Annotated in this window: 25 protein-coding genes and 1 pseudogene; 4 read left to right on the top strand and 22 right to left on the bottom strand. The window is 60.6% G+C overall.

The annotated features are described in order from the left end of the window. The 3 genes from ACGVKB_RS05325 to ACGVKB_RS05315 form a co-directional block, all read right to left on the bottom strand. On the bottom strand, positions 1-417 hold a 417-nt coding region (locus ACGVKB_RS05325), incomplete at its 3' end, for a class I tRNA ligase family protein (RefSeq protein WP_392350235.1). Between the two features lie 48 nt (positions 418-465). Further along, complete coding sequence (gene polA, locus ACGVKB_RS05320; protein ID WP_392350234.1) at positions 466-3,426, bottom strand: DNA polymerase I; 2,961 nt, start codon at positions 3,424-3,426, stop codon at positions 466-468. A gap of 37 nt (positions 3,427-3,463) precedes the next feature. Beyond that, positions 3,464-4,636, bottom strand: a complete 1,173-nt coding sequence (locus ACGVKB_RS05315) for an efflux RND transporter periplasmic adaptor subunit (protein WP_392350233.1) — start codon at positions 4,634-4,636, stop codon at positions 3,464-3,466. A gap of 93 nt (positions 4,637-4,729) precedes the next feature. Here ACGVKB_RS05315 and ychF point away from each other — a divergent pair, with 93 nt between their 5' ends. Further along, entirely contained in the window at positions 4,730-5,821 is a 1,092-nt protein-coding gene (gene ychF, locus ACGVKB_RS05310) for a redox-regulated ATPase YchF (protein WP_392350232.1), read from the top strand. A gap of 93 nt (positions 5,822-5,914) precedes the next feature. Here the strand turns inward: ychF and ACGVKB_RS05305 are convergent, their stop codons facing one another. The 3 genes from ACGVKB_RS05305 to ACGVKB_RS05295 form a co-directional block, all read right to left on the bottom strand. After that, entirely contained in the window at positions 5,915-6,619 is a 705-nt protein-coding gene (locus tag ACGVKB_RS05305) for a hypothetical protein (RefSeq protein WP_392350231.1), read from the bottom strand. Then, entirely contained in the window at positions 6,616-7,671 is a 1,056-nt protein-coding gene (locus tag ACGVKB_RS05300; RefSeq protein ID WP_392350230.1) for a GSCFA domain-containing protein, read from the bottom strand. Before ACGVKB_RS05300 ends, ACGVKB_RS05305 begins: the two co-directional genes overlap by 4 nt. A 288-nt stretch (positions 7,672-7,959) precedes the next feature. Further along, positions 7,960-9,033 carry a hypothetical protein gene (locus ACGVKB_RS05295; RefSeq protein ID WP_392350229.1) on the bottom strand — a complete coding sequence of 358 codons (1,074 nt, stop codon included), beginning with the start codon at positions 9,031-9,033 and terminating at the stop codon, positions 7,960-7,962. Between the two features lie 32 nt (positions 9,034-9,065). Between ACGVKB_RS05295 and ACGVKB_RS05290 the strand changes: the two genes are divergently transcribed. After that, positions 9,066-9,371, top strand: a complete 306-nt coding sequence (locus tag ACGVKB_RS05290; RefSeq protein WP_392350228.1) for a hypothetical protein — start codon at positions 9,066-9,068, stop codon at positions 9,369-9,371. Here the strand turns inward: ACGVKB_RS05290 and ACGVKB_RS05285 are convergent. Then, the gene (locus ACGVKB_RS05285) at positions 9,315-10,535 is read right to left on the bottom strand and encodes an MFS transporter (RefSeq protein ID WP_392350239.1); all 1,221 of its coding nucleotides are present in this window, start codon (positions 10,533-10,535) and stop codon (positions 9,315-9,317) included. The genes ACGVKB_RS05290 and ACGVKB_RS05285 overlap by 57 nt on opposite strands. Before the next feature lie 44 nt (positions 10,536-10,579). Between ACGVKB_RS05285 and ACGVKB_RS05280 the strand changes: the two genes are divergently transcribed. Continuing rightward, complete coding sequence (locus ACGVKB_RS05280; RefSeq protein ID WP_392350227.1) at positions 10,580-12,229, top strand: alpha/beta hydrolase; 1,650 nt, start codon at positions 10,580-10,582, stop codon at positions 12,227-12,229. Here ACGVKB_RS05280 and ACGVKB_RS05275 read toward each other — a convergent pair. The 13 genes from ACGVKB_RS05275 to ACGVKB_RS05215 all read right to left on the bottom strand — a co-directional run bounded on the left by ACGVKB_RS05275 (position 12,223) and on the right by ACGVKB_RS05215 (position 23,392). Beyond that, a complete protein-coding gene (locus tag ACGVKB_RS05275; protein WP_392350226.1) occupies positions 12,223-13,368 on the bottom strand; it encodes an ABC transporter permease in 1,146 nt (381 codons plus the stop codon). The genes ACGVKB_RS05280 and ACGVKB_RS05275 overlap by 7 nt on opposite strands. Next, positions 13,365-14,903, bottom strand: a complete 1,539-nt coding sequence (locus tag ACGVKB_RS05270) for an ABC transporter substrate-binding protein (RefSeq protein WP_392350238.1) — start codon at positions 14,901-14,903, stop codon at positions 13,365-13,367. The genes ACGVKB_RS05275 and ACGVKB_RS05270 overlap by 4 nt, the downstream gene beginning before the upstream one ends. An 89-nt stretch (positions 14,904-14,992) precedes the next feature. Next, positions 14,993-15,217 (bottom strand): hypothetical protein, encoded by a 225-nt coding sequence (locus ACGVKB_RS05265; protein WP_392350225.1) that lies wholly within the window; start codon positions 15,215-15,217, stop codon positions 14,993-14,995. 120 nt (positions 15,218-15,337) lie between these two features. Then, positions 15,338-16,645, bottom strand: a complete 1,308-nt coding sequence (locus tag ACGVKB_RS05260; RefSeq protein ID WP_392350224.1) for a homoserine dehydrogenase — start codon at positions 16,643-16,645, stop codon at positions 15,338-15,340. Between the two features lie 36 nt (positions 16,646-16,681). After that, positions 16,682-17,125 carry a SufE family protein gene (locus tag ACGVKB_RS05255; protein ID WP_392350223.1) on the bottom strand — a complete coding sequence of 148 codons (444 nt, stop codon included), beginning with the start codon at positions 17,123-17,125 and terminating at the stop codon, positions 16,682-16,684. 8 nt (positions 17,126-17,133) lie between these two features. Continuing rightward, on the bottom strand, positions 17,134-17,541 hold the full coding sequence (locus ACGVKB_RS05250) for a hypothetical protein (RefSeq protein WP_392350222.1): 408 nt from the start codon (positions 17,539-17,541) through the stop codon (positions 17,134-17,136). Between the two features lie 25 nt (positions 17,542-17,566). Next, entirely contained in the window at positions 17,567-18,136 is a 570-nt protein-coding gene (locus ACGVKB_RS05245; RefSeq protein ID WP_392350221.1) for a 5-formyltetrahydrofolate cyclo-ligase, read from the bottom strand. Next, positions 18,133-18,597 (bottom strand): crossover junction endodeoxyribonuclease RuvC, encoded by a 465-nt coding sequence (gene ruvC, locus ACGVKB_RS05240; RefSeq protein ID WP_392350220.1) that lies wholly within the window; start codon positions 18,595-18,597, stop codon positions 18,133-18,135. The genes ACGVKB_RS05245 and ruvC overlap by 4 nt, the downstream gene beginning before the upstream one ends. Positions 18,598-18,603: 6 nt before the next feature. Further along, on the bottom strand, positions 18,604-19,692 hold the full coding sequence (bchI, locus tag ACGVKB_RS05235; RefSeq protein WP_392350219.1) for a magnesium chelatase ATPase subunit I: 1,089 nt from the start codon (positions 19,690-19,692) through the stop codon (positions 18,604-18,606). A gap of 19 nt (positions 19,693-19,711) precedes the next feature. After that, the gene (locus tag ACGVKB_RS05230; protein ID WP_392350218.1) at positions 19,712-21,076 is read right to left on the bottom strand and encodes a DUF3370 domain-containing protein; all 1,365 of its coding nucleotides are present in this window, start codon (positions 21,074-21,076) and stop codon (positions 19,712-19,714) included. After that, positions 21,073-22,218, bottom strand: a complete 1,146-nt coding sequence (locus ACGVKB_RS05225; RefSeq protein WP_392350217.1) for a serine hydrolase — start codon at positions 22,216-22,218, stop codon at positions 21,073-21,075. The genes ACGVKB_RS05230 and ACGVKB_RS05225 overlap by 4 nt, the downstream gene beginning before the upstream one ends. 29 nt (positions 22,219-22,247) lie before the next feature. After that, positions 22,248-23,006: an RNA methyltransferase gene (locus ACGVKB_RS05220; protein WP_392350216.1), complete on the bottom strand. Its 759-nt coding sequence runs from the start codon at positions 23,004-23,006 to the stop codon at positions 22,248-22,250. Then, entirely contained in the window at positions 23,003-23,392 is a 390-nt protein-coding gene (locus ACGVKB_RS05215) for a c-type cytochrome (RefSeq protein ID WP_392350215.1), read from the bottom strand. Before ACGVKB_RS05215 ends, ACGVKB_RS05220 begins: the two co-directional genes overlap by 4 nt. A 55-nt stretch (positions 23,393-23,447) precedes the next feature. Here ACGVKB_RS05215 and petG point away from each other — a divergent pair, with 55 nt between their 5' ends. Next, complete coding sequence (gene petG, locus ACGVKB_RS05210) at positions 23,448-23,561, top strand: cytochrome b6-f complex subunit V (RefSeq protein WP_006041770.1); 114 nt, start codon at positions 23,448-23,450, stop codon at positions 23,559-23,561. A 13-nt stretch (positions 23,562-23,574) separates the two neighbouring features. Here petG and rsmD read toward each other — a convergent pair. Together rsmD and hisH are read right to left on the bottom strand one after the other, a co-directional pair. Beyond that, positions 23,575-24,123: pseudogene (gene rsmD / locus ACGVKB_RS05205) on the bottom strand (16S rRNA (guanine(966)-N(2))-methyltransferase RsmD); the annotation flags it as partial. Continuing rightward, positions 24,120-24,761, bottom strand: a complete 642-nt coding sequence (hisH, locus tag ACGVKB_RS05200; protein WP_392350214.1) for an imidazole glycerol phosphate synthase subunit HisH — start codon at positions 24,759-24,761, stop codon at positions 24,120-24,122. The gene hisH and the pseudogene rsmD, both read right to left, overlap by 4 nt. Positions 24,762-24,786: the final 25 nt, after the last annotated feature.

The following is a 24,786-nucleotide window of genomic DNA, read 5'->3' as shown; positions in this document are numbered from 1 at the left end:
ATCGACGCTGTAGGCCGCGCCCTTGGCCTCCAGTTCGCCGATCAGGTTCCGAATGCCATCCAGGCACTGGGTCGCTCGGGGCATGCGATCGGGTCGAAGGATGCCCAGTGCATCCATGTCGGCATGGAATGCCTCGATGTTGCGCTCACTGACGGCGGTCATCGACGAGTCCTCCTCAGCAGCCCGGTTGAGGATCTTGTCGTCGATATCGGTGAAGTTCTGAACAAAGGTCACGTCCAGACCGCGCCAGATCAGATAGCGCCGGAGGACATCCCAATTGATGTAACTGCGGGCATGGCCCAGGTGGCAGAGGTCGTAAACCGTCACCCCACAGCAGTAGATGCTCGCTTTCCCTGGGGTGATCGGGGTGAACGCTTCCGTGCGGCGGGTCAGGGTGTTGGTAAGCCGCAGGGTCACAGTTGTTTTGTTGCTGCGGCCGAGGCTAAAGCCTGCCTGCAGCGTGGTTTACTTCGCTTCCATCCAGTTGGCACCGACGCCGGTCTCCACAACCAAGGGCACATTCAGCTTGATGGCACTTTCCATGGTTGATTTCACCAACTCACGGGCAGTCTCCAGGGCATCCGGCGCCACCTCCAGCACCAGTTCGTCGTGCACCTGCAGCAGCAGCCTTGCTGGGATTCCCTGCTGATGCAGTGCGGCCTGCAGCTGCACCATCGCCACTTTGATGATGTCGGCACTGGATCCCTGGATCGGGGCGTTGGCTGCTGCCCGGAGCTGCTGGGCTTCCATGCCACCGCGGCGGGCGACATCAAGATCGATCTCCAGTGGATCCTTTCCGAGCAGGCGTCCGAGTCCGTTTCGATCGAAATGGAAGGGGCGTCGCCGGCCCAGGATCGTTTCCACATAACCCCGGCTGAGGGCGAGTCGCTCCTGCAATTCCAGGAACGCGAACACCTTCGGATAGCGCTGTTTGTACGTCGCGAGGAAGTCCTTGGCTTCCGCCTGGGAGACGCCGGTCTCCCGTGCGAAGCGCTGGGCTCCCATGCCGTAGATCACGCCGAAGTTGATCGTTTTGCCCAGTCGTCGTTCGTCGGGGCTGACGTCGTCTTTGTCCAGCAGCAACCGGGCGGTGAGGGCATGGACGTCGTCACCGCTGCGGTAGGCCTCCTGAAGGATGTCTTCTCCAGAGAGGTGCGTGAGGATGCGGAGCTCGATCTGGGAGTAGTCGGCGCTCAGCAGACTCCAGCCCTCTTGGGGCAGGAACGCCTTGCGGATGCGCCTGCTGTACTCCGTGCGCACCGGAATGTTTTGCAGGTTCGGATTGCTGCTGCTCAGTCGGCCGGTCGCCGTGACCGCTTGATTGAAGTCCGTGTGGACACGCCCGGTTTCTGCTTCCACGAGCTGTGGCAGCGCGTCGATGTAGGTGCTTTTCAGCTTGCTCAACACCCGGTGTTCCAGCACCAGAGGCACCACCGGATGGTCGTTCTCGAGTTTTTCCAGCACCGTGGCATCGGTGCTATAGCCGGTTTTGGTACGGCGTGATTTCTTGCGATCCAGCCCGAGGGTGTCGAACAGCAGTTCTCCCAGTTGTTTCGGTGAGGCCAGGTTGAACTCCACACCCGCGGCCTCCCGGGCGTCCTGTTCCAGGCGTTTCAACGTTGTGCCCATTTCTGTGGACAGCTCATTGAGGTAGGGCACATCGATGCGAATCCCCGTGGCTTCCATCTCCGCTAGGACAGGCTCCAGCGGTTGCTCCACCTGCTGGAGCAAGGGAAGAAGTTGGGGGCCGAGCGTCTCCAGCTGGTTCTTCAGCAGCAGAGCCAGTCGGCGCGTCAGATGCACATCCATGGCGCAGTAGAGGCTGGCGGCCTCCAATGGCACATCGGCGAAGGTCTGTTTTTTGCCGACGAGATCGCTGAAAGCCGTCGGCTTGAAGCCAAATTCCCGCTCCGCCATCAGCTCCAGGCCATGTTTGGCGGCGGCATCGCGCAGGTAGTCCGCCAACAGGGTGTCGATCACCACACCGTTGAGGGCCAGGCCGTGGCGCAACAGAATCAGCCGGTCGTATTTCGCGTTCTGCAGCGCCTTGGGGTGCTCTGCGCTGCCCAGCCAGGGGGCAAGGGCCGTGAGCACGGTTTCCAGGGGTAGTTGCTCAGGATTGCTTTCGTCGCCTCCTTTGTGGCCGATGGGGATGTAGGCCAGGGCGTCGAGGGCATCCCCCCAGCAGACGCCGAGGCCCACCAGTTCCGCTTGGAACGGATTGAGATCGGTGGTTTCCGTGTCGACTGCCACGGGGGTCTGGGGATCGGTGCAGGCCATGAGCTGCTTGACCAGGGCCTCAAGGGCCTCCACGGTCTGGATGCGCTCCGGACGCAAGACCGGCATGGCGTCACGGCTCGGGTCTGGGGCGGCGTCTGCCGTCACGGTGGCTTCGGGGGCTGCCGCGGGCGTGCTGCGTTGTGTCTTTGCCTTGACCTTGTCGGCATTCGCGCCGTAGCCGCCTTCGGAGAAGGCGGCTACGAAGCCGTTCACCTGTCTCAGCAGGCTGTTGAGCTCGAGATCCTCGAGCCGGGCACTCAGCCCATCACCATCCACGGTTTTCAACGGAAAGGTTGGGTCCTCCGGCAGGGGGATGTCCACCAGGATTTCGGCGAGCTGGCGTGAGAGGTAGGCGTTGTCGCGATCGGCGCGCAACTTGCCTTTCAGGGCTCCCTTGATCGCGCCGCGGCTGGCTTTGGCCCCCTCGGCCTCCACTTGCTCCAGCGTGGCGTAGACGGCATCGAGATCGGTGTTCTCTTTCAACAAGTTGATCGCCGTCTTGGGACCAACTCCTTTCACCCCCGGAATGTTGTCGGAGCTGTCCCCGGTGAGCGCCTTGAGATCCACCACCTTGTCGGGCATCACGCCGAGCTTGCTGACCACCCCCTCCTCGCGGATGAGGGACGGCCCGCTGCTTTTGGCATAGGGACCACCGCCCATGTACAGCACGGCGATGTCACGCTGATCGTCCACCAGCTGGAACAGATCGCGGTCCCCCGAGAGGATCCGCACGCGCCAACCGGAGTCCGCCGCACGGTTGCCCAGGGTGCCGAGCACATCGTCGGCCTCGTACCCCGGTGCCATGCACAGCGGCAATTGCAGTTGCTCGCGCAGGATCTGCTGCAACTGGTCGAGATCCTGAAAGAACACGTCCGGGGCCACATCGCGGTGGGCTTTGTAGTTCGGGTCGGCCTTGTGGCGAAAGGTCGGCTCCGCCGTGTCAAAGGCGATGGCAACACCTTGGGGCTGCAGGGTTTTGCTGGTGTCCAGCAGCGATTTGAGGAAGCCGTAGGTGACGCTGGTGGGTCGGCCGTCATTCGTGGCCAGCCCCCCCTCGCCTCCCTTGCTGAAGGCATAAAAACTGCGGAAGGCCAGAGAGTGGCCGTCCACGAGCAACAGAAGGGGCTTCTCGGCAGCCTCAGGCATGGGTCTCCGGTCAGGCAGGTGGTGATCTCGTCGGGGTTCAGTCGCGGGCCTGCTCGGCCCAGGGGGGGAGGTCGATGAACACGCGGGTCCCCGGTTCGACCCCATTCAAGATTGCGGTCTGATCGCCGCTGCTGCTGCCCAGCTCCACGGGGGTGAACGTCGGCTGTTGATCGTTACCGATCAACAGAACCCCCGGTTCACCGGCTTCCGTCACGATCGCGACGGTGGGCACCAGGGTTTTTGGGGCGCTGCGACCGGTCTGAAAATCAATGTCGGTGGTCATGCCGATCAGGAGGGACTCTGCGGCCTCGCGGAAGCGCAGCTTGACGTCGAAGGAGATCACGTTGTCGGTCTTTTGAGCGCGGGGCGCGATTTCATGGACCTCGGCTTCAAAGCGTTGGTCGGGATAGGCATCCACCCGAACCGTGGCACGTTGCCCCACCTTCACCCGGCCGATGTCGCTTTCCGGAACGCGGGCAACGACCTCGAGACCCTGGGACAACTCCACAATTGAGGAACTGCTGGCACCGGCGGTGGCCGAGGCCGATGTCGTCGGCGCAACAAAGGCGCCCGGCTCGGCGAAACGACGGGTGATCGTGCCGCTGAAGGGAGCCCTGATCCATAACTCATTCCCCTCGTTTTCGAGCTGTTCCACGCGTTCTCGAGCCGCAATCAGTGCTGCTTCGCTGGCCAGCCGTTGGTTGCGGCTGCGGTTGAAGTCGATGGCACTGAGCACCCCCTGGCGGTACAGCTGCTGGCGGCGCAGGAATTCGTCGTCGCGGCTGCGGTAGGTGGCTTCAGCCTCACGCAGCAGGGCCTGGCGCTCACTGAGGCGATCGTCGAAATCACCGGAGTCCATCACCGCAAGGATGTCGCCCTGCTGAACGTTGTCGCCTTCGTCGACCCGAAGCTCGCGCAGCAGATTCTGCTTGCGGGGGCTGACATTGACACGGCGGATCGCCTGCAGTTCACCGCTGGCGGTGATGACGCCTGCCAGGGAGCCTCGGCTTGCTTCAACCACATAGGGCGTGACGTCCCGTCCGGCTCCGTTCCAGGGCCCGAGCCGAACGGCGACGGTTCCGATGCCGAGCAGGGCAAGGCCAGCGAGGAGGCCGATGCCGAGGCGTCGCTTGGGGGCCTGGGCAACAAAGGCGGGAACTTTGCTTGGGGCAACATCGGCTGCGCTGGGTCGCTGCTTGAGTTGCACCATCGGGCCACAAAACTTCACACCAGTCTCGCTGGTGGTCTGGACCCCTGGGGAGAGTCAGTCAGGAAGCTGACCGACAACGGCTAAATTTCGCCGATGCTTAAAGCCGGAATCGTCGGACTGCCCAATGTCGGCAAGTCCACCCTGTTCAATGCTCTGGTCGCCAATGCGCAGGCCCAGGCAGCCAATTTTCCGTTTTGCACGATTGAGCCGAACGTGGGCACCGTGGCGGTTCCCGATCAACGGCTGGAGAAGCTGACGGCCCTGAGCAAGAGTCAGAACACCATTCCGACTCGGATGGAGTTCGTCGACATTGCCGGCCTGGTCAAGGGTGCGAGTCAGGGCGAAGGCCTGGGGAACAAGTTCCTGGCCAACATCCGTGAAGTGGACGCCATCGTTCATGTCATCCGTTGTTTTGAGGATGACGACGTCATCCACGTGTCCGGCTCGGTCGGTCCGTCCCGTGATGCTGAGGTGATCAATTTGGAGCTGGGTCTTGCGGACCTGTCCCAAATCGAAAAGCGCCGTGAACGGCTTAAAAAGCAGATGCGCACGAGTAAGGAAGCGCAGGTTGAAGATGCCGCCCTTGAGCGGATTCAGGCGGTTCTGGAGAACGGTGGTGCTGCCCGCAGTATTGCGTTGACCGATGAGGAAGAGGCTCTGATCAAGCCTTTGGGGCTGTTAACCGCCAAGCCGATCATCTACGCCACCAATGTGAGTGAGGATGACCTCGCTGAGGGCAATGCTTTTTGTACCGAGGTGATTGAACTGGCCGCCAAGGAAGGTGCTGAAACGGTGCGGATTTCTGCGCAGGTGGAAGCGGAGCTGGTGGAACTGGGAGATGAGGAAACCGCGGATTATCTGGAAGGTCTTGGGGTTACAGAAGGCGGGCTGCAGAGCCTGATTCGGGCCACCTATCGGCTGCTGGGACTGCGGACCTACTTCACCACCGGTGAAAAGGAAACAAGGGCCTGGACATTCAAGGCTGGGATGACCGCACCCCAGACCGCCGGAGTGATTCATACCGATTTCGAGCGGGGCTTCATCCGAGCGCAGACCATCGGGTGGGAGAAGTTGCTGGAGGCCGGATCCCTGGCTGAGGCCCGCAATAAAGGCTGGTTGCGCAGCGAAGGCAAGGATTATGTTGTTGCCGAAGGAGATGTGATGGAGTTTCTCTTTAACGTCTAGACGGTTTGGTTGGTCTCAATCATTCCCTGTTGTCTTGCATTCAAGGCAACGACCGTCAAGGTGATCCTTGGGCGCACCGCTTGTCCTGCTCTGCTATTGGTGTGTCTTAAGTGCTTTCAGTAGTTCGTTCCAAGTGATCTGCCAATAAAGCTCATTGGCATGGGTGAAATCATTTGGGTCCTCACATGCGTATGCGTCAAGGGTTGTATAAAAGTTTGAAATTGTCGATGGATGCTGGGGAATTCGAAGAATCTGATTTCTTTTGCAGAAATTGTCGACCTCCTCTAAAAAAGAGCGCTTGGCATGATTGGGTACAGAGGCAAATGCAGGATGTCTTGGCAACGGGTCATCCAGTGAGATGCACTTGCCTGTGGATAGCTTGGGAAACAGTGCCAATGGCTCGTTGTAAAACCATGGGTTACTCTCGTAAAATGTGGATGAATTGATATTGTTCGAAGGAAAGGATTTCATCCAAGCTGGAAAGTGCTCTGGGTTCAGTATTTCTCTGACAAGTGCTTTTGATAAAGGCCGATCTCCGTAGAAACATCGATGGGGCTGGAGGAGCTGGCCCACAAAGATGATCCTGTTGTAGTTGGCCAGGTCGACCTCGAAATCTTCTGGCTTGTTGAACAGGTTGGAGACCTTTGTTCCGTTGGTCTTGAATCGATGTCCGTCTCTTGACCAGAACTGATAAGCCCCACCAGTGACGAGAAATGATGATTCAAAACCCAGGAGTTCTGAGCTGAGGTATTTCTTTAAATTGGACAGGTGAGAGCCGCCGCAAAAAAGTAGCTTCATTGTGCGAACATCTCCAGGATGGCTTCTTCACATTGAATCGATTCCCTTGAAAGGAGTTCGTTCTCAGGCGTTAATGTCTGGTTTTTTTTCTGTACGGCGGGATGTTCCGAGAAGAAATGTCTCATGACAGTGTCAACCGTTTCATCTCTGATCGATCTTAGGTTTCCTGAAAATGCTGTTGAGTGGAGTCTGGGGTTGGTGGCAATTTCGTAGGATGGGAAGTAATCAATTTTCTTGCTTTTGTTGGACAGCTGGCCAGCGACTGCCCGCAAAATCGACTTTGAGTGGGCTGTGGAAACCAAGACATGTTTGCCGCTGGCTGTTGCTGTGAGGGGGACGGGCGACACTGTGAGAATTGTTTTGAAGGATTTGTTGCCTCTCATCTGCTTCATGATGCTTTGGAATTGATTGAAGTCTTGAACAACATCTCGAAATTGTGCGTTTTCAAAGGCATATTCTTTGTCATTGAAATCTCCGGCGATTGTTCCTGGCGCTGTGGGAAATACGGTTCCTGACGCTCTGTCCACCCACATTTCGGTGAGGCCGAGGGTGAAAATAAACAAATCAAGTTCTTCGAATGCTTCTCGGACTTTTTTGAGGTGGTACTGTCGATGCTCAATGACTTCCTGTTGGGAGTCCAGTCCTTCCGGCTCGACATTTGGCCTTAAGGCGTCAAAGTATTTCCCATTTTTTTTCCAGATGTAGTTCTGTGGTGTCCGCTCGTTGGTGACTTCTTGGGCGAGTTGTAGGAGTTGGCGGACAGAATAGATGTTTCCGTATCTAGCGCTGTATGTTGAGAAACCATGCTTTTGATGGAGGGTCTCTGGGAGACCGGGGGGCGCCGGCTCTACATCTAAAACGTTATATCCATTCTTCTTGAGATGCCGGGTGATGTGTTGGGCGAAGCAGGATCCTGCTGTGACGATTTTTGCTTTTGGGGAGATGCTGAATTTTTTTTTGTAGATGCCATCAATAAGATATGGATTTTCTTCTGCGACCCCAGTCTTCCAAAATGCGCTGCTAGGAAGATCGTTGTAAGGGTTTTGTCCCATGCTAGTCAAAGCTCTCGATAGTTTACCTCGTTTGACTCGAGCTCTTGCTAGTTGTGCATTGTCGGTGGTTTTGATCGGATCTTTGGTCGGCTTGTTCTGTGCTTCTTGATTGGATCGTGCCCGCCTTGTCTTTAAGCGATCTGAGGATTTCCTGCCCTCTTTGTTCTTTGTCGTGTGAACTGAACGGGTGCATGAATGAAGGCCTCTTGGCCTCCCTGGTTGTGATTGGGTTGCTCTGATGGCTCCGATCAAGAGCTCTTTTTGCAGCTTGTCTGTGACGTCAGCAGGTCAGGATCTTCGCTTCACTTGGCTTTGGATCTCACGCAGCATCCGTTGACAGATGCGATGCATCCGTTCCTCTTCTGAATTTGAGGGCGGTTCGTAGTGGCTGCGCTGGCGACTCAGAGCGTCGTCGTCCGATGGGAATTGTTCTTGCCAGCTGGTCCCCCAGGCCATGGATGCGAAGCGTTGGTTGTTGTCCTTGAAGTGGCTGCACACCACATCAGCCAGTTTTCGGTCATACCCCCAGAAAGCAGGGTCGCGCCAGTGCTGACGCTGTTCTTCCAGGAGGACCAGTTGCGAGGAGTTGCTGATTTGTTTGGGGCTGATGTTGGCTTCCGCCAGCTGTTGGCTGAGCAGGCGTGCCAGGCAAACCCCTCGGGTGCCAGGGCTGCGATTGAGGTGTCGCTGGTTGCGGCAGGGCTTCCAGCGTTGCTGAGTATTCAGGCCGATGGTCTCGATCAAGGCGAGAAAGGGGTCCTGGTTGTCTTTTTTGAAGGGGAGGAACGCAATTTGGCTCCCCTTGGAGCGCGCCTGAAGGAGCGGTTGGAAGTAAGTCCAGAAATCAAAGACATCGCTACGCCGACGGATTTTTCCTCGGGATTTTTTTTCGCCTTTTAATTTTCCTTTTAAGGCATGATTGGCAAATTCTTCGAAGCTTTGATGATGGTAAAAACGTCGCAATGAATACACATATCGCGAGTTGATGTAGTCCAGCTGGCTGCGGATGAAAATGATGATGATCAGCTGGTAGTGATGGCGTCTGGCTAGATTTTCGAGCGATTGAATCGTCGCCTGATCGGTTAACGGAACACAGAACTGCTCGGCGCTCAGCAGGATGTCTGTTCCGTTGTGGTCATCGAAGAGTCGCTCCCATTTATGCCATTGCCGTTTGCATAGAGCTGCCGCCAGTTTTTTGGCCTTGGGTCTGCACTGATCGGGATCCTGGTAGGTAATACCGAGGCGCTTGAGTTGAGACTTATTGCAACGCAGTCGTTCCTGGATGTAAGTCGACGCAGTTTTATGGGTTCCTGCATGGATGATCAGCCTTGGAGCCTGCACTGTTGTCTCGGCTGGTTGCATGGCTAGGTTCATCGGGCCAGTCTGCAAGATCCATGCCCGTGTTCCGCCGGTGTCATGGCCTGTTTCTCGTTTTGGTTGGAGGCGTGATCGCCGTGGCTCCGGTGGTTCAGGCGATGACATTCAGCCTGCGCAGCACCGCTGTGCTGTCGCGTCAGCCCACATTCAAAAGTTCCGATCGTTTGGAACTTGATCCCCTCAAGCTGCTGGTGGTTGGGCCTGCCCTGGAGCAATCCGATGGATTTTGCCGCTATGAATTGCGCAATCGCAGTGGCCAGCCGATTTCAACGGAGACCGCCTGGACCCCCTGTTACAACATCGACCGTCTGATGCTGCCGTGATCCCTGCTGCTGAAGCCCGGCCTCGGTGGCGCTGCCATCGGTGTTGAACCGGGGGCGTAGGCGTTGCAGGGTCGGCAAGACGGCGAGGCAGGCCCCTGACATCAAGATCCACAGCACCAGGCCATGGCCCTGCCGATCCAGGAGTGCTCCGGCGAACAGTGGTGCAACGACGGCGCTGACCGCAAAGCATTGTGAAAACAAGGCCATGGCGAGACCGCGATGTTGCACGGGTGTTTCCTCGATCACCGCTTCTGTCGCCGTGGGCAGAAAAGCCGCCTGGGCCAGGGCCATGGGCAACAGGGCCAGCAGCACAAGCCCGGTGCCCTGACTGAGCAGGGAGGACAGACCGAGGAGCAAACAACCCACGCTGAAGGAGCACAGACTGAGGCCGAGTCCGAAAGCGGGTGGACGTTCGGACAGCCAGCGGCCAACAGGCCATTGGAGAATCACGAGGAGTCCCAATTGCAGGGCGATTAACGCGCCACTGGCCCCTTCGCTGAGACCAGGCCGTTCCAGACCACCGCGAACGAGGTCCAGGGGCAGTGCGCTCTGCTGCAGGGACAGAATCCCCGTGGCCACGATGCTCACGCCAAGCACCGGCATCAGCGGCATCAGCCAGGACCAACGACCAGCGGAGGACGAGGGTGTCTGGATCTGGGCATCGGCGCTGTCGCGCAGACCTGGGCGTTGGCTCAGCAGGGGTGTGATCGAGATCAGGATCAAGACCGTGGCCATGCAGATCGCTTCAACGCCGTAGACCAGACGCAACGCGCCTGCCATCGCTGCCAGGGTGCCAATCAGGGCCCCGATCCCGATGCCGAGTGCATCACCGCTGCGAACCAGGGCGTAGCCACGGCTGGAGGGCATCGGACCGCAGCTCAGGGGAACGGCCAGTTCAATCGCGGGCCAGTACAGCCCCGCAGCCGTTCCGAGCAGCAGTTGACCCAACAGATAGCTGGGATAGCTCGTGGCTCGAAACAGAATGAGGTCGGCAAGGATCGCCAGGACTGTCGTGCCACGCACGGGCCATGAGCAGCTCAGGCCGCGATCCAACAGGCTGCCGCTCAGCAGACGGACCGCCGTTCCGATCAACGCCGAAATGGCCAATCCGCTGCCAACTTCGCTGGCAGAGAAGTCGATGGCATGGAAGATCAGCGGCGTCATGAAAATCACCCCGCCTGCTCCGATCGACGTCAAAACACGCAGTCGTGTCACAAGGCGCAGACCTGGAGGAAACTGGTTCCACCACCGCAGGGGGTTTGGCGTTGCTGGGCGGACGCTTATCAGGACGACGAGTCGCAGTGGGTGTGCTGAGCAGTCTGCTGCTTGCTGCCCATGGAACGTGGTCCGTGTCTGCAGCTGAGCGCTTGGAAGTTGCAATCGATGGGATCGTCTTGCCAGTCCTGGTCGATGATCTCAGCGCTTGGGTGCGATCCGAGGGCCGGCAGCGCTCGGAGTTGGCCACCTGGCTGACGTTGCTTGACCCCGTCAGTCGCGATGGCGTGCGGACCCTGTTGAGGGCCCCGGTCTTGACCCGTCGCAGCTTTGGTCAGCAGATGTTGCGCAGCTGGGCTGCAGGCCCTTTGCTCGATGCGCTGGCTCTGCTGATTCAGGTGGATGCAGGGTCGACCCAAGCGTCGGATCTTGTGCTGACAACGTTGGAGGGGCTGCTGGCGAAGCGCGGCAGCGTCACGACCTTGGATGTGCTGGAAGCGCTTCCGGTCGAGAGTCTGCGCCTGGATCTCGATGCCCTCGTTCAGGCCGGTCAGCGTTGGCAGCAGTCACTTCAACGCCAGCAGGCGTTCACCCGCGAGTTGGCACGTCAGCCGGTGGTCCATTCCCGCTCCTTTGCCTCCGGGACCGACGCCGTCGCCGTCCGTCGCCACGTGGTCGAGCTGGCCACCCAGCACCGCAGGTCCGATCTGGCCCTGCAGATCTGGACTCCGGAGCGACCGCAACGCTCCAATTGGGTCCTGATGATGCCGGGTCTGGGAGGGGACCCGGACCATTTTCTCTGGCTGGCGGATGGGTTGTCGCGCTCGGGTTGGTCCGTGGTCCTGCTTGAGCATCCCGGCAGCGACAGTGCGGCGATCCAAGAGCTCCTGGAAGGCCGTCAGACCTTCGACGGTGCCGAGGCCCTGGAGAAGAGGCTGAATGACATCAGCGCCGTGATCGAAGCGCGCACCCGTGGTGACCTTCCGGTCCATGGGGACCGTGTTGTCCTGATGGGGCATTCCCTTGGCGCACTCACGGCCTTGTTGGCGATGGGGGCTCCTTCGGCATCCGAGCTGTCGCCAACCTGTTCCGAGGCCCTGGTTGATCTGCCTCTGACCAACCTGTCGTTGTTGATGCAGTGCGAACTCGCGGCCGGTGGGGTCCTCCATCCGCTCGAGGTGTCGGATCCGGTGGACGCCGTCGTTGCGTTCAACAGCTTCGGCAGCTTGCTCTGGCCGGCTCCGACATCTGCAGCTTTGCCCCTCCCCCTGATGGTTTTGGGTGGAACCTTGGATCTGATTACGCCTCCACTGGAGGAACAGCTCACTCTGCTCGGAGCGCTGGGGACGCACCCCAGCAGTCGTGCTGTGATCGCCGAAGGGGCCAGTCACTTTTCGGTGATCCGGATTGAGTCCAGCTCGGCTTCAGGCCAGTCCGAGGACCTCTTTCAACTGGGTGAAGACCTGGTCGGGGTGCAGCCGGAGGCGGTGCAACGCATTTTTCTCGACGAGGTTGTGCTTTTTCTCGAGCAGGTGGAACGACTCGAAGCGGTGGGTGCCTCCAGCCACGCTCAGAGAGAGCGGATCCGATGGCATCGGCTCAATCGTCAGGACAGCCTCGATCTGGTGAAGCGACGTCAGTAACGGATCCGGGGATCCAGCGTTGCCACCAGTAAATCCACGGCAACACTGACGAGAACGACCAGGGCAGCAATCACCACCACGATCCCCTGCACGACGGGATAGTCGCGTTGGTTGATCGCTTCTTGGAGGCGAAGGGCGATGCCCGGCCAGGAGTAGGTGACTTCGATCAATAGCGCTCCCCCGATCAACGATGCCACGGTGATTCCAGCGATGGTGAGGACCGGTAAAAGGGCATTGGGCAGCCCATGGCGGAGCACCACCTGGGTTTCACTCAGGCCTCGGCTGCGGGCCGCTTCCACGTAATCGCTGCGCAGCGTTCGCCTCAGATTGAGCCGCAGTGCCGTGGTGAAAGTGCCACTGAGGAGCACGGCCAATGTGCTGGCTGGAAGGATCAGGTGACGAATCGTGCCGTTGACGGCCGACCAGTTGCCGCTGGTCACGCTGTCGAACAGGTAAAAGCCACTGCCATCGGGCGGGATCAGGCTGGGTGGAAAGCGTCCGCCGACGGGAAGCCAGCCCAGCACCACCGCAAACAGCAGCTGAAACAGCATGGCGATCCAGAACGGAGGAAGGGCGTAGGTGCCCAGGCCGTAGAGACGCCCTGTCAGATCAAGCTTTCCTTCGGGGCGGGCGATGCCGGTGAAGCCGATGCTCAGTCCGATCAACGCCGCCAGGATCAGCGCGATCACGCTCAGCTCAAGGCTGGCGGGAAGGGTGCGACCGATGATCGAGAGCACCGTTTCCTCGTTGATGAGGGATCGTCCAAGGTTGATCAGGTCAGACCCGATTCCCAGAAAGAGATGCTGCCCATCCCAAGGGGTGGTCAGATCCAGGGAAATCCAACTCAGGCTGCTCAACCCTTCGATGTCAGAAAAATCGGGCGTCCGCTCGATGTGGACCGGCAGCAGCCCCTGGAGGTAGTCGAGGTACTGATGGAGCAGCGATTGATCCAGACCAAGCTGCTCGCGCAGTTTGGCTTTGACGTCCGCAGGCGCCCGGCTGCCGAGGACTGCATCCACCGGATCCCCTGGAGCCACCCGCAATAACAGGAACACCAGTGTGGAGATCAGCCACAGCATCACCGGCGCCAGGGCCAAGCGCGTGGCCGAATAACGGGCCAGATTCCCGAAGCGGCTCATGGCTGACGCCTCCTGAGGCGATCGAGGCGAAGGTGACCGCTGCCATCGAATTCGGGCTCACTGACGCTGCGCTGGGACCAGGCCCTCGGTGATTCCAGCCATACCGGGATGTAGGCCGCTCCCTTGGCACTGATGTTTTCCAGGGTTTGCAACGTCCGGTCGCGTTCGACTCCCCGCTGGTTGTCACTGGTGAGCAGGGTGTTCTGGAGATCAGGTGCCGACCAGAAGCTGCCGCTGATCGCGGCTTCCCCCGAGCGACAGACGGCTCCATCCGCATCGATGCAACTCAGCAAGGGCGTCAGATACGCCTCTGGATCCGGATAGGTCCCGCGCCAGTCGAGCATCACGGCCTTGAAGGCCCCTTGCCCTAGCTGTTGATAGACCGTGGTGGATTCGACCCCATCGAGATCGAGCACAAGGCAGTCGCTGAGATCACGTTTGATCTGGGCCTGCCAGGTGAGAGCCAGCAACTTGTCGGCCGGAACGTTCGAGCGGAAGGTTAGGGGTAGCTCCAGCGTTCTCCCATCGCAGTAGCCGGCCTCGCGGAACAGACTGCGGGCCTGGTCAGGAGCATGGGAGGGCCAGCTGTCGGTGGGGGTCATCCGCAAGCTGGGCGGGATGAGGGAGCGCAAGGGTGCGCGCAATCCGTAGCTCACCCGTTCGCTGACTTCGTCTCGATTCAGGCTCAGGGCAATGGCCTGACGCAGCTGTGGGTTTTGCAGTGGCGGGGCATTACTGAGCAAGGTGATGTACCCGATTTCCATCGCCGGGCCGACGCCTTCCCGCAAGCGGCCTTCCCCTGCCATTTCATGCAGGGTGTGACGTTGGTCCTCGTCAATGGAACCGGACATCAGCACATCCACTTCGCCGCTGCGCAAGGCGCCGAACAGCGCTGTGGAATTGCTCAGGGTGATCAGGTCCAGGCCTTGATTCTTCGGGGCTTCACCCCAGTAGCCCTCAAAGGGCACCAGACGCTGTTGGTCGTCGCGAAAGCGCACCAACTTGTAGGGGCCTGTGCCAATGAAGCCATCGTGGAGGAACCGTGTCTGGTGATTGCGATAGGCGCTGGGGGAGATCGGGGTGAGGTTGATGGCTGTCAGCAGTCCGTTCAGCGACGTGGACGCACGGCTCAGCTTGAGCGTCAATTCGTGGGGCGCCGTGGCCTCGATGTCGGCGATACGACCGCCCACCACATAACTGAGCGTCCCGATGTCCAGGAACCGGCGCAGGCTGAAGGCCATCGCTTCGGCATCGAAGCGGCTGCCATCGTGGAACAGCACATCGGTTCGCAGCGGAATCGTCACCGTGCGTCCATCAGCACTGACGCTTGGGGGGCCGGAGGCCAGACGAGGCTCCAGCGCGCCCGAGCGCGTCAGGCTGTACAAAGGATCGCCAAGGGCACTCAGCAGCTGAATCGCGCTGACGGTGCTCGCCTGGGCCGGATCCAGGGAGGTGACGCGCCCGGCGGAGGCCACGGTCAGCCGGTCACCTGTGGCTTCGACCTGGCAGCCGCTCAGCACAGCGGCGCTCAACATGGCCAGGGCGAGTGAACGAATCAAAGCGAAGAAGGCGAGCCCATCAACCCGATGGATTGCTGCAGCCATTCAACAGCCGTTCTGCGGTCTCAGCTCGTGATTTTGATGTGCTCCAGTGAGATTTCGAAAACCGGTGAGCCTGTCGCGGTCTGCAGGGGCCAACGGCGGACCCAGCAACGGTGGTGCTCGTCATCGACACCGATCACTTGATAGGTCGCGTCGTCGCTGTCGAGATTGACGCAATCACCCTGGTGAATGGTCATCGCTTCGACGGCGTCGGACAGCACACAGCCTTGGACAGGAGCGGCAGTCATGAGGTTCGTCATGAACTGGGGAGCACACGTCAGACGTTGCGAACGTGGGCTGTGATGGTTCTTGATAGTTTCGCCCATCGAGGGGGGCGAGTGCCAGTTGCGCATGCCCCCGATCGTTCGTTAGAGGCAGCCGAGGTGGGCGGCGAGTCCGGATACCTCCGGGAGGGCCTGGATGGCCTGCAGAGCCGCATCCATTTCTCCTTGGCTCACTTCGTGGGTGATCACAACGATCTCTGCGCCGGCCTCGCTGGCGTTGAATTGCACGATCGATTGGATCGACACATTCCGATCGCCAAAGCAGCCGCCAATGCGACCGATCACCCCCGGGGCATCTTTCGTGTTGAAACGCACGTAATGGCGTTGGCGGATCGCTCCGGGCTCAACGAGGACACACTCCCTCCAGGTTCCAGCGGCTAGCAGCGGATCGATGTGTCCCGGTGCGTCACTGGCTTGTCGGATGCCCGCGATATTGAGGATGTCAGCGACCACCGCGGATGCGGTGGGGCCGGCGCCGGCCCCAGGTCCGTAGAACATCACCCGACCGATGGGGTCCCCCTCCACGAGGATGGCGTTGTTGACACCGTTGACGCCTGCCAGGGGGTGGTCCGTCGGCACCAGCGTGGGCTGCACACGAAGGGACAACGGCAGGGGTTCTGCGGTTTTGGCCATCCGTTCGGCCACGGCCAGCAATTTGACCCCATATCCCAGACGACGGGCGTAGTCGACATCAACGCCCTGCAGCTGACTGATGCCTTCCGTTGGTACGGCACTCCGTTCCACCGCTCCACCGAAGGCGAGGGTCGACAGGATCGCGATTTTGTCTGCTGCATCAAGGCCGTCGACATCGGCAGCGGGGTCGGCTTCCGCATACCCGAGCTCCTGCGCATCACGGAGCACGTCGTCATAGGCCGCTCCCTCATCGGCCATGCGGGTGAGGATGTAATTGGTGGTGCCGTTGATGATCCCGCTTACCCGGTTGATCCGATTGCCGCCCAGGGATTGCTTCAACGGTTCGATGATCGGAATTCCGCCACCGACAGCGGCTTCGATCAGCACGTAGACACCGGCATTGGCTGCGGCTTCAGCAATCTCCTGGCCATGCCGGGCGATCACCGCCTTGTTGGCGGTCACGACGGATTTGCCGGCCGCGATGGCCTGCAGGATCAGGGATCGAGCCGGTTCGATACCACCGATGACCTCCACGACAACGTCAACGGCTGGATCGTTGACGACGTCGGCAGGGTCGGTCGTGAGGATGTCGGCCGGGAGGTCGACGGGTCTCGGTCGTGACAGGTCTCGAACGGCCACGCGGACCAGTTCAAGGTCGCCCACCAGGGGATGGCGCTCGTCCGGGGACAGCAGAATCGATGCCACCCCGCCGCCAACCGTGCCAAGGCCTAGGAGTCCAACGCCGATCCTTGATCCCATGACCTTTGAACCGTTTCGAGATATCGCCCGCCGACTCTATGAATTAACGGGACCAGGCATCTGTTCAAGGGCCTGAGCTTGAGCCTGCATCGTTCTAAAAATGTTCAGGAACCCATTGGCGCGCGATGGGGTGAGGCTCGCCTGGAGGCCGGTGGCCGCAATGAAGGATGGATCCACCGCCTGCACCTGGGCAGGGGTCAAACCGCTCAGTCCTTCGATCAGCATGGCCAGAAGGCCCTTGGTGATCAGAGCATCGGAATCGCCCACCCACTGCATGGTGCCGTTGTCCAGTTGACCGCGAACAAACACCTGGGAGACGCAACCCTTGACCTTGATCGCCTCCGTCTGCTCGTCCGCTGGCATCGGCTGGAGCTTTTTGGCGAGCCAGAGGACGTATTCGTATCGCCGCTTTGGGTCGCTCGTGCCGCTGAGGCGATCCACCATCCGGTCCAGTGCATCGCTACCGGTGCGGGTTGCCATGGCGGTTTTCAGTCGCGTCGACGTTGCACGCTAACCAGCGATCCCACGAGAATCAGCAGCATGGGGCCCTGCACGACGTCGTCCAGCTGGACTTGCCCGGCCTCGACAGGCAGCTCCAGGTAGTCGCGATGTCCCGGCCCACCGTCAATTTGCAGATCGACGACGCCATCGTCCAAGGCGCTGATGTCGAGGTTGAGTTTGCCCTGGTCGTCGGTTCGTCCCAGCTCCTGCCCAGGGGTGCCATCGGCCTGAAGCAGTCGCACCACCGCTCCCCGGGTCGGTTCGCCATTGGAGAAGCTGCTGCTCAGCTCCAGATCACCGTCCAGATAGCGCAGGGCACTCTCGATCTGATGAGCCCGGGCTGGCATGGCCTGGAGGCCCCCGAGGAGCAGCAGCGCAGCCAGGAAGCCGTTCATCGGTCAATACAGCGATCGGCGCTCATCATGCGGGTGACGCCGTCGCCTGACCAGACCCCCGTTCTGTGATCCAGCCTTCAAACGGGATGTCCCAGGGATCGCGGGGCAGTGGACGGTCGTGAACACAGGCCTGGGGCAGGACGACCAAGGCCGGCACCTGGTGCCAACGGTCATCGGCACGCAGTCGGTCGTAGTAACCACCGCCGTACCCCAGGCGGATTCCATGGCGATCGACGGCGAGGGCTGGCACCAACAGCAACTCCAGCTCCTCCGGTTGTAGATCAGCCCCCACAGCCGGTGCGGGGATGCCACAGCCATCAGCGCTAAGGGGATGGTCATCCCAGAGCCTGTAGCTGAGTCCTCCGTGGCCATCGGCCACCGGGAGTGCCAAGGGGGCTTGGATGTCCTTGAGGAGAGGCCGCAGGTCCACTTCATCGGCCAGTGGCCAGTACAGACCAATGCAGCGGGCGTGAGCCGAAGGGGCCGATCGCGCCAACAGATGGGCTTTGACGGCGTCCCGGATGACGGCCCCCTGGCCGGCTTGCTGCCGCCGAAGCTGTCGAAATCTGCTGCGCAGACTCTGCTTGTCGGTCATCGCTGAAACCAGCCGGTCAGGGCCACCGCCAGAGCATCGGCGGCATCATCCGGTCGCGGGGGCTCCGTGAGGTCGAGCTCGCGCATCACCGCAGCCAGCACTTCGTCCTTGTCGGCATGGCCAAACCCGGCCAGGGCCAGCTTGATCTGCATCGGTGGAAACTCCACCGCTGGAATGTTGAACCGGGCCAGAGTCATCATCACGACGCCTCTGGCCTGCACCACGCTGATGGTGGTGCTGGAGCGATAAAAGAAGAATTTCTCCACTGCAGCCAGCTCCGGTTTCCAGCTGCGGATCAACTGGCGCAGGTCGCTGGCGATTTCGACCATGCGCTCGCCTTCGGAACGGCCAGGATCGGTGCGGATGATTCCGCAGTCGAGCATCCTCTGCTGGCCCCCTGAGGTGTCAATGACGCCGTAGCCCACCCTCGCCAGACCAGGGTCAATGCCGAGGATGCGCAAAGCAGATCAGGCGGCCAGTGCCAGCTCGAAGTCCGAGCGGTCGCTGCTTTCGCTGCGCTCGAACACTTTGCAGAACACTTTGACGACGCGGTCGCCGGAGTCCACTTGCTCAAGCGGGTCCTTGCGCAGTCGGTGTCGCAGGCAGCAGGAGGCGACGCGGGCGACATCGTCTTCCGTCACTTCGGTGCGTCCCTCGAAGGCCGCCAGAGCTCGGGCTGCACGGTTGGTCACGATGTCTCCGCGCAGACCGTCGACATCGAGCTCGCCGCAGACGGCAGAGATTTGGAGGCGGAGGTCGTCGTCGATGCTGACCTGACCCAGCCGTTGCTGTGCTTCAACAACGCGTTGCTGCAGTGCTTTTTGGTTGGTTTCAACCGCGGTGCTGAAGCCATCGGGATCTCCATCGAAGGCGGTGCGTTGGTCCACGACTTGAACTCTCAGTTCCGGATCGCGCACGGTGCGAACTTCGACGCTCATGCCGAAACGGTCGAGCAGCTGAGGGCGAAGTTCTCCTTCCTCAGGGTTCCCCGAACCGATCAGCACAAAGCGAGCGGGGTGTCGCACGGAGACCCCTTCGCGTTCCACGGTGTTCCAACCCGATGCAGCCGAGTCGAGCAACACATCGACGAGGTGATCATCGAGGAGATTCACCTCGTCGACGTACAGCAACCCGCGATTGGCCTTGGCGAGCAGTCCCGGCTCAAAGGCTCGGACGCCCTCGCTGAGGGCCTTTTCGATGTCGATCGTGCCGCAGAGACGGTCTTCTGTGGCGCCGAGGGGGAGGTCCACCATCGGCACCTGCCTCGGCTCGGTGGGGAGGGCTTCGCCATCGGCAATCCGCTGACGCACTTCAGTGCTTTGCAGGTCAGGGTCAGATGCCGAGCTGTTGTACGGGTCTCCAGCCACCACGTCGATGTCCGGCAGCAGATCAGCCAGGGCCCGGATTGTGGTGGATTTCCCCGTGCCACGGTCGCCCATGATCATCACGCCACCAATGCGTGGGTCGATCACGTTCAGCAGGAGAGCCAGCTTCATCTCCTCCTGACCGATCACCGCAGTGAAGGGGAAAACCCTGCGCTTCCGGGGTGCAGTCACGGTCGAATCTCTGGTGTGGTCAGGATTGTTTCACAGGCTGCACGGTCAGCACCTGGGGGGGTGTGGCATCGGCTGGATAGACCAGTCGAACCTGCACCCGGCGTTCCTCCCCCGGTTCGAGGGTCAGCTGGCCCAGTGCCGGGCCGGGTTGCCCCTGGCGCAGCACCAGATGAACCGTGCGACGCCCCTGTGGAAGTCCCCGAGGTCCATCCAGGCCACGGATGGCGACCGGACCGCGGAACATCACGGGACCGGTCAGGGTCTCCCTGAACCGGAGGCCTCCGAGGGGTTCATCGCTTTTGAGCGGTGAATCGAGGGAGAGTTGGAGTGTGGTGGCAGTCGACCCGCCATTTTTCAGCGGCAAGGTGAGGTCGTACTCGACGCCGTAGTTGCCATGGGCGGCCCATGCGGTGTTCGGGTACGCCGCCGTCAATTCAGCGGTCTGCACCTGTTGGGTTCCAAGGGTCCCCCGTTCCAGGCTGCTGATCGGCCATGACACGGGCTCGCTCGGTGCCAGCAGAACATCGCGCCCCGGATCGCTGAGTGTGGCTCGCCAGCTGCTGCCGATCTGGACGCCACTGACCCTGGAATAAATGATCTTCCCTTCGGCACCGCGGGGGGTTGGGCTGTGCTCTTTGGTGCTGAGAACACCCCGATCCAAGAGGCCTAACCAGTGGCTCGTCTTGGGGGGTGTCGTCCCGGATCCATGGGCCGCGAGCATGGCAACGGAGACCGGTCCAGTGCTGTGTAAACGCAGTTGCAGATTGCGTCCGTTCAGCAGCGGGTCCAGGCCGGCGACGGGAAGCGGAAGCAGCATCACGGTGCTGGGTTCTCCGGGCGGGAGCTGCCATCGCTTCTGATCGAGTTCCTGGGCGGTGCGCCCGGCGAGCAGGTCTCCGGCGACTCGGCTCCCTGGGCCAGAGGCCACAACCTCCGTCGTTTCCGCCATCAGTGCTGGCAAGGGCAGGAAGGGGGCTTGCGTCTGGTCGTCTTCGGTGGCTTGGGAGAGCGAGGTGCTCCCACCGAGCAGGGTCAGTTCAACGGGCTCATCCCCGACTGGAGCCACCAACATCGCCAGCCAGAGGGTGGAGTTGAGGCTTCCCTCCTCGTCTCCGGCATACACGTGATGGCTGAAGAGGTCGAAACGCCCGTTGAGTTCCACGGCAAGGGCGCGGCTGTCCTTGTCAGAAAAGGTCGACAGCAGGACGCCGTCGTCCTGGATCAATTCAGGATTGTTGTCGTTCACCATCAGAACCCTGTCCAGGGATCCTGGAAGTGACCTGACCTGCTGCTGACGCAGAGTTGTCTCCGCCAAGGCCGTGGGTCCTGCCACCAGGGTGCTGAGGCTGAGAAGCCCGCTGATCAGTGCCGTTCGCATGGTCATGGGGCTGCTGGTTTCGGTGGTGCTGGCTGGGGTTTCAGATAGGGGGCCATGGCCGCGGCCAGGCTGCGGATCAGTTCCGTCGAGCGGGGGTCGTTGAACGGTCCTTCAACCATGAAACCCGCGACGGCTCGGGTGCCATCGGGCAGTTCGATCAAGCCGGCGTCCGCATACGCGATCCCGATATCACCGGTTTTGTTCAACACCCGATAGCCCTTACGGGCCAGGCTGTCGTCCGGTGCACCCTGTGCACCGCCAAGGCCCCGCATTAATCCGGTCGGCAGCAACGTATTGGTGACGGAGGTCGCCATGACCTCGCGAAAGAGATCGCGGGTTCGTGGACCCAGCGTCTCACCGCTGTCGACCAAAGCGATGCTTCGACTGAGATCTCTGGCGCTGGTGGTGTTGGTGCCATCCAGGTCGGGCAGCCAGTTGTTCACTTCCGTTGAGAGCAGGCCCAGTTCCTGGAAGCGCAGGTTGATGGCATCCTGACCACCCACCCGGTCGATCAACAGATTGGTGGCTGAGTTATCACTCACCCGGATCATTTCTGTGGCCACTTCATAGGTGGGGAATCGGCTGCCCAGTGGCCTGGAGGCCATCCAGCCGGCCCCACCTCCCACCAGTTCCTTGGTCAGGGTCAGTGGCTCATTCCATTGCAGTTCTTGGCGATCGATCAACTCGAGGGCACTGAGCAAGATCGGAGTCTTGATCGAACTTGCCGCCGCCATCGGCTGATTCCCGTTGAAATCGGCGTAGCTCCCGGTGTCGAGCACGTGCATGAAGGCACTGACCTTGAGATCGGGCTGAGTGGCTGCCAGCCCAGCCCATCGTTCCGATAGTGCGGTGATGTTGTCCCGTGGGTTGAACCTGGCCAGTGGAATGCCGTTTGAGCTGGCCGTGGTTGTTCGCTCAGGCTCGCTTTGGGCAGGGGCGGTCTGTTCTGGTATCAGCTCGGATAACCAGGGTTGGTCCTTGATCCAGCCCGGCAGAGCCAGTTGTTGTTGACGCACCTGAGGGGCCAGTGCTCGCAACAGTGACCCGCTGAGTACACCGAGCCCGATCCCAATCAGGATCAATCTCACGATCAGTCGCAGGGGTTGCCCGAAGCCTGGTGACTTGCGAGCCGAACGGCTGGTCGACAACGGAGGTTGCAGCGGTGGCTGAGCGAAGGTTAGGAGCGATCTCGGTGCACAGCCCAACGCAGTTGCCGAATCATTCCCCGCAACAGGGCAACTTCCGGGCTGCGGATCCTCGCCCGTTGAAGCAGATCCTGCACTTTGCCCATCCGAGCCGCCGCGGTGTGCTCCAGCAGAAACCCGACCTCCAGCAGCAGATCACTGGCATCAGCGATCAAGTCGCTCAGCTGGCTTGCGGGTGCCGGGTCCTCCGAGGCACTGATCGCTGGTCTGTCGAGTTGATGGATTCGAGCGTAGTCATGCAAAAGAACGGCGACGGCATGGGAGAGATTCAACGAGGGATAGTGGCTGCCGCTGTGCAGGGTCACCACTTTCTGGCAGACCCTGAGCTCGTCATTGCTGAGGCCACGATCTTCGCGTCCAAAAACGAGCGCCACGGTGTGGCGATCGTCGCCGTTTTCTGCGCGCAGTCCGGGAGTCCCGAGCCAGCGGAGCGCCGCCTCGGGGTGACTCAGGGGGATGTCGCCATGGTCCAACCGACCGCACGTGCCCACCACCCGTCGGCAGTCACTGACGGCATCAACCAGGCAGTCGTAGTGCGAGGCCTGATGCAGATGATCGGCTCCGTGGACGGCCATGCGCCGGGAGTCGTCGTCCAGGGGATCGGCCTGGGGATTGACCAGACGCAGCTCGGCAACCTCGAAATTGGCGCAAAGCCTGGCGATGCTGCCGATGTTCAGCGGACCCGCTGGTTCCACCAAGACCACCACCAGGGCTGAGCAGACGGGTGTCACTGCAGGTTGTGCAGATGGGCCAGCAGGTCAGCCATCGATTGGGGTTCCATTTGAAAGCTCGGCATCGGTGGCGTGTCTCCACTCACGATCTGATGAATCAGAGCTTGATCGCTCAGTCGACTGCTGACTTCCGTCAGCTTGGGACCCAGCAAGCCCTGGCCTGCCAATCCATGGCATCCAGCGCAATTAATCCGAAACAACTGCCCGCCGTGCTCACTGGTTCCCTGCAGGTTGAGCGTGGCCTGGACGTAGGGATCGACCTGGGCTTTGCCGAGCATCCAGATCAACAGAATCACGCAGGCCACAGCGGCGACCACCACCAGAGCAGTGATCAAGGTGCGACTGCTTTCGGGGGCGCCTGCAGCAGTTGATGTCGGCTCCATCACGGTGCAGGGTTTTACATGAAAGAATTGTGGTCAAGTTTGCTTCTCAGCGCGACTCATGATCGAACCCCTTCTGTGCGGCATCGTTTTGGGTCTGATTCCCGTCACGCTTCTGGGGTTGTTTGTGGCTGCTTGGAATCAATACCGCCGGGGCAGTGCTCTGGGCGGTTGATCGTCAGGAACAGCAGGCCGGTTCGGCCATAAAAGCGGTGGTCATGGATGGTCCATGACCGCTGATCAACATCCAGCGCGTTGGCCTTGTCGTGCTCGCAGACCAGTAAGCCGCTGGCCTCAAGCAAGGTTGATTGGCTGATCTTCTCAAGCACCGGGATGTAGAGCCCTGCCCCATAGGGGGGGTCGAAGTAGATCAGATCAAACGGTGCTGAATCGGCATTGGCGTCCAGCCACCCCTGAACGCTGCGGTTTGCCACCGCGACGTTGGCCTTTGGCAAGCAACCCATCGATGTGCTTTGGAGATTCCTTTCTGCGATCCGTGCCGTTCGTCGGTCCTGTTCCACGGCCACGACTTCCTTGGCGCCCCGCTGAATCGCTTCGCATCCCATCACGCCACTTCCGCAGCAGAGATCGAGCCAACGGCAGCTTCGAATCCTGGGCATCAGGATGTTCATCACCGCTTCGCGAACGCGTCCGGTGGTGGGACGGGTTCGATCACCCGGGGGGCTGACCAGTTTTCGTCCTCCGGTGAGTCGGAGTTGTCCTCCCTGGCCGCTCAACTCAGAATTGGTGCATCACGATCGATCCAGTCGAGCCAGCGCTGCAAGAGCAAAGCGCCAGCGTCTGAGGATTTCTCAGGATGGAACTGACAGGCTCCGATGCGGTTGGACCAGACCATCGCGGTGACGGACGAGGAGCCAAAGGGTGCGGTCGCAGCGAGGGTCTCGTCATGGGAAGGCTTCGCTGCATAGGAATGAACGAAATAAACCCAAGTGGGCTGGTCGTTCTCATGCAACAGAGGGTTGGGATGATGGCAGGTCAGTGGTGCCCACCCCATATGGGGAATGCGTTCGCCGGTTTGCTCGGGGAGACGCTCAACCTGGCCTGGTATCAGCCCTAGACCGGAGCGAGACCCCTCTGCACTGCCCTCAAAAAGCAGTTGTAATCCCAGGCAAATCCCAAGCAGGGGGCGATGATCCCTCCCCCAGGCCTGCAGATCAGGGACCAAACCGGTGGCCTCCAGACGATCCATGGCTGGATCGAAGGCTCCGACACCCGGAAGGATGAGGGCATCGCATGTGGATAAATCCTTCGACGATCGAACCGGTTGAAGGGTGCGATCCAGTCGTTCAAATGCCTTCGTTACGGAATGGAGGTTGCCCATTCCGTAATCAATCAGGCCAAGGGTTGCAGGCAAGGGTGCCAAGGCTGGTCCTGAAGGT

The sequence above is a fragment of the Parasynechococcus sp. genome (assembly GCF_042954325.1).
In the GTDB taxonomy this organism is placed as follows: domain Bacteria; phylum Cyanobacteriota; class Cyanobacteriia; order PCC-6307; family Cyanobiaceae; genus Parasynechococcus.
The sequence above is the reverse complement of the archived record's forward strand: the minus strand, read 5'-3'. Positions and strand labels throughout refer to the sequence as shown.

Excerpts from the sequence above, each read along its gene's own strand:
- polA (WP_392350234.1), bottom strand. The coding sequence starts at position 3,426 with ATGCCTGAGGCTGCCGAGAAGCCCCTTCTGTTGCTCGTGGACGGCCAC.
- ACGVKB_RS05315 (WP_392350233.1), bottom strand. The coding sequence starts at position 4,636 with ATGGTGCAACTCAAGCAGCGACCCAGCGCAGCCGATGTTGCCCCAAGC.
- ychF (WP_392350232.1), top strand. The coding sequence starts at position 4,730 with ATGCTTAAAGCCGGAATCGTCGGACTGCCCAATGTCGGCAAGTCCACC.
- ACGVKB_RS05305 (WP_392350231.1), bottom strand. The coding sequence starts at position 6,619 with ATGAAGCTACTTTTTTGCGGCGGCTCTCACCTGTCCAATTTAAAGAAA.
- ACGVKB_RS05300 (WP_392350230.1), bottom strand. The coding sequence starts at position 7,671 with ATGGGACAAAACCCTTACAACGATCTTCCTAGCAGCGCATTTTGGAAG.
- ACGVKB_RS05295 (WP_392350229.1), bottom strand. The coding sequence starts at position 9,033 with ATGCAACCAGCCGAGACAACAGTGCAGGCTCCAAGGCTGATCATCCAT.
- ACGVKB_RS05290 (WP_392350228.1), top strand. The coding sequence starts at position 9,066 with ATGCCCGTGTTCCGCCGGTGTCATGGCCTGTTTCTCGTTTTGGTTGGA.
- ACGVKB_RS05285 (WP_392350239.1), bottom strand. The coding sequence starts at position 10,535 with ATGACGCCGCTGATCTTCCATGCCATCGACTTCTCTGCCAGCGAAGTT.
- ACGVKB_RS05275 (WP_392350226.1), bottom strand. The coding sequence starts at position 13,368 with ATGAGCCGCTTCGGGAATCTGGCCCGTTATTCGGCCACGCGCTTGGCC.
- ACGVKB_RS05270 (WP_392350238.1), bottom strand. The coding sequence starts at position 14,903 with ATGTTGAGCGCCGCTGTGCTGAGCGGCTGCCAGGTCGAAGCCACAGGT.
- ACGVKB_RS05265 (WP_392350225.1), bottom strand. The coding sequence starts at position 15,217 with ATGACTGCCGCTCCTGTCCAAGGCTGTGTGCTGTCCGACGCCGTCGAA.
- ACGVKB_RS05260 (WP_392350224.1), bottom strand. The coding sequence starts at position 16,645 with ATGGGATCAAGGATCGGCGTTGGACTCCTAGGCCTTGGCACGGTTGGC.
- ACGVKB_RS05255 (WP_392350223.1), bottom strand. The coding sequence starts at position 17,125 with ATGGCAACCCGCACCGGTAGCGATGCACTGGACCGGATGGTGGATCGC.
- ACGVKB_RS05250 (WP_392350222.1), bottom strand. The coding sequence starts at position 17,541 with ATGAACGGCTTCCTGGCTGCGCTGCTGCTCCTCGGGGGCCTCCAGGCC.
- ACGVKB_RS05245 (WP_392350221.1), bottom strand. The coding sequence starts at position 18,136 with ATGACCGACAAGCAGAGTCTGCGCAGCAGATTTCGACAGCTTCGGCGG.
- ACGVKB_RS05230 (WP_392350218.1), bottom strand. The coding sequence starts at position 21,076 with ATGACCATGCGAACGGCACTGATCAGCGGGCTTCTCAGCCTCAGCACC.
- petG (WP_006041770.1), top strand. The coding sequence starts at position 23,448 with ATGATCGAACCCCTTCTGTGCGGCATCGTTTTGGGTCTGATTCCCGTC.